The 3,580-nt window shown below is 55.1% G+C and carries 2 tRNA genes and 2 rRNA genes; all 4 read right to left on the bottom strand.

Annotated elements, in window-relative coordinates:
- Nucleotides 1-80: 80 nt before the first annotated feature.
- Nucleotides 81-192, bottom strand: a 5S ribosomal RNA gene (gene rrf, locus ACYSMN_RS25370).
- Nucleotides 193-280: 88 nt separating this feature from the next.
- Nucleotides 281-3,193 (bottom strand): 23S ribosomal RNA (locus ACYSMN_RS25375).
- Nucleotides 3,194-3,388: 195 nt separating this feature from the next.
- Nucleotides 3,389-3,462, bottom strand: a tRNA-Ala gene (locus ACYSMN_RS25380).
- 40 nt (nt 3,463-3,502) lie between these two features.
- Nucleotides 3,503-3,576, bottom strand: a tRNA-Ile gene (locus ACYSMN_RS25385).
- Nucleotides 3,577-3,580 lie beyond the last annotated feature (4 nt).

Raw genomic sequence — 3,580 nt, forward strand, 5'->3', positions numbered from 1 at the left:
AAGGCCCTCGGTGCGCCGGGGCAGGAGCAACGAGGGCCTTGGGGGTGTGCCCGCCTCTGTAAAGGGGCAGGCGACAGTAAGGTTGGCGGCGACCGACTCTCCCACCGGTGAAGGCAGTACCATAGGCGCTCCGGGGCTTAACGACTCTGTTCGGAATGGGAAGAGGTGAACACCCGGGCTAAAGCCACCATTACTGGCGCAGAGCCTACTCCACTAGAAGTGGGAGCAGGTCTGTCAAAACGTTGACATAAGGACAAGCGAGAAAACAGAAGCAGAGTTGCAGTAGAAGTGTTCGGAGCATTAGTACGGCTCGGCTGTGCCATTTCGGGCTCTACACCTACCGCCTATCGACGTGGTCGTCTCCCACGCTCCTTCCTATATTGGAGATCTCATCTTCAGGTGAGTTTCGCACTTAGATGCTTTCAGCGCTTATCTCATCCCAGCGTCGCTACCCGGCGCTGCAGCTGGCGCCACAACCGGTGCACGAGCGGCTGGTCCATCCCGGTCCTCTCGTACTAAGGACAGGTCCTGGCAAATCTCCTACGCCCACCACAGATAGGGACCGAACTGTCTCACGACGTTCTGAACCCAGCTCGCGTGCCACTTTAATCGGCGAACAGCCGAACCCTTGGGACCTTCTCCAGCCCCAGGACGTGACGAGCCGACATCGAGGTGCCAAACCTCCCCGTCGATATGAGCTCTTGGGGGAGATCAGCCTGTTATCCCCGGCGTACCTTTTATCCTTTGAGCGATGGCCCTTCCATGCGGCACCACCGGATCACTATATCCGTCTTTCGACCCTGCTCGGCTAGTGAGCCTCACAGTCAAGCCCGCTTCTGCTATTGCGCTCTACAACCGGTTACCAAGCGGTCTGAGCGGACCTTTGAAAGCCTCCGATATCTTTTTGGAGGCGACCACCCCAGTCAAACTACCCAGCAGACACTGTTTCCGTTTTCCAGATTAGGCACCAAGCAACACAAGGGTGGTATTTCAACGGTGACTCCACGACGGCTGGCGCCGCCGCTTCCACGTCTCCCACCTATGCTACACATGTGTTACCCAGCGTCAATGTCAACCTATAGTAAAGGTGCACGGGGTCTTTCCGTCCCGTGGCGGGTACTCGGCATCTTCACCGAGACTACAATTTCACCGAGCTCACGGCTGAGACAGCGCCCAGATCGTTACACCATTCGTGCAGGTCGGAACTTACCCGACAAGGAATTTCGCTACCTTAGGACCGTTATAGTTACGGCCGCCGTTTACCGGGGCTTCGATTCAAACCTTCGCCCTTGCGGACTAAGTTCCCCTCTTAACCTTCCGGCACCGGGCAGGTGTCAGACCTTATACTTCCGCTTGCGCGTTCGCAAAGTCATGTGTTTTTGTTAAACAGTCGCCTGGGCCTTTTCACTGCGGCTTCTCTTGATTGCTCAAGAGGAAGCGTCCCTTCTCCCGAAGTTACAGGACCATTTTGCCGAGTTCCTTGGCCGTGATTCACTCGAGCCCCTCAGGATACTCTCCTTGACTACCTGTGTCGGTTTGCGGTACGGGGTATCTAGCAGTAAACGCTTAGCAGGTTTTCTTGGCAGTCTGATTAAGATGACTATCCCGTTGGCCGAAGCCGTCAGGTACTATCACGTTTCAGCAAGAAGGGCGTACTTCACTACCCTCCTTCTACCTACACGCTTTAACGGGCACTTCCGTCCGCCCGCGCATCGTTCACTTCTGCGTCACTGCATCACTCCACTAGATACGTGCTGGAATATTAACCAGCTCTCCATCGACGTAGCCTCTCGGCCTAGCCTTAGGTCCCGACTAACCCTGCTCCGATTAGCGTTGAGCAGGAAACCTTAGTCTATCGGGGGGCGGGTTTCTCACCCGCCTTATCGTTACTCATGCCTACATTTGCTTTTCTAGCTGCTCCACCACCCCTGACAGGATAGCTTCACCGCGGCTAGAATGCTCCCCTACCACTTGTCCTAAGACAAATCCATCGCTTCGGTACCGGACTTGATGCCCGCGTATTATCGATGCCCTCTCGCTCGACCAGTGAGCTGTTACGCACTCTTTAAAGGAATGGCTGCTTCCAAGCCAACCTCCTGGCTGTCAAAGCAAGTGGACCTCCTTTGTTCAACTTAGTCCGAATTTAGGGACCTTAGCGGATGGTCTGGGTTCTTTCCCTCTCGGCCTGGGACCTTAGCACCCCAAGCCTCACTGCCGGCTATATCAACGGGCATTCGGAGTTCGTCAGGATTCGGTAGGCTGTGACACCCCCTAGTCCTATCGGTAGCTCTACCTCCCGCTGACTCGACGCCGACGCTGTACCTAAATACATTTCGGGGAGTACGAGCTATTTCTCAGTTTGATTGGCCTTTCACCCCTACCCTCAGGTCATCCAAATCCTTTTCAACGGAAACTGGTTCGGTCCTCCAGTTGGTGTTACCCAACCTTCAACCTGCCCAAGGGTAGATCACAAAGTTTCGCGTCTACCCCCTCTGACTCTGCGCCCTGTTCAGACTCGCTTTCGCTGCGGCTCCATGTGTTGACACATTTAACCTTGCCAGAGAGGAGTAACTCGTAGGCTCATTATGCAAAAGGCACGCTGTCAGGGCACTCAGCCCCTCCAACTGCTTGTAAGCACACGGTTTCAGGTTCTTTTCACTCCGGTATTCCCGGTTCTTTTCACCTTTCCCTCACGGTACTAGTTCACTATCGGTCTCTCAGGAGTATGTAGCCTTGGCGGATGGTACCGCCGGATTCAGACGGGATTTCGCTGGTCCCGCCTTACTCAGGATCCCACTACCGTAGATGCTCTGCTCGCTTACCGGACTCTCACCGTCTCTGGTTGACTTTCCCACGTCATTCAGCTAAAAGCACCTAATCAGATGTTGCGGTCCTACAACCCCGGACTGGCCGTAACCAGCCCGGTTTGGGCTCCTCCCCGTTCGCTCGCCACTACTAGGGGAATCATATGTTATTTTCTGTTCCTCCGGGTACTTAGATGTTTCAGTTCCCCGGGTTTGCCTCTGCACTCATACAAGTGCAGATCCTTAGTCTTCCACTAAGGGGGTTGCCCCATTCGGATATCCGTGGATCACCAGGTATGTGCCCTTCCCCACGGCTTTTCGCAGCTTATCGCGTCCTTCCTCGCCTCTGAGAGCCTAGGCATCCTCCGTGTGCCCTTGCGTACTTCTTCTGTCTTATCCCCGAAAGGATAAGAAGCTCACCACCACTCCAAGGAGGGGGTGAGTGTTGCTTTGTTTTCTCTCTTGTTACCTTACGTCAAAGAACGTGCGTCTCCCCTATTGAAAGACACTGTCGACAAGGCGGTGTGACCTCACCTTGTCGGTTTACTTACTGCACTCACTCGGTTTCCGATCGAAACCGCAAGTGGAGAATAACGGATTCGAACCGTTGACCCCCTGCGTGCAAGGCAGGTGCTCTAGCCAGCTGAGCTAATCCCCCGTCGTTCAGGTCCCGGCAGCGGCCCCACCAGTGTACCGAGTGGGCCTGCCTGGACTCGAACCAGGGACCTCTACATTATCAGTGTAGCGCTCTAACCACCTGAGCTACAAGCCCCGGT

The sequence above is a fragment of the Hymenobacter sp. M1-2 genome, from assembly GCF_057808495.1.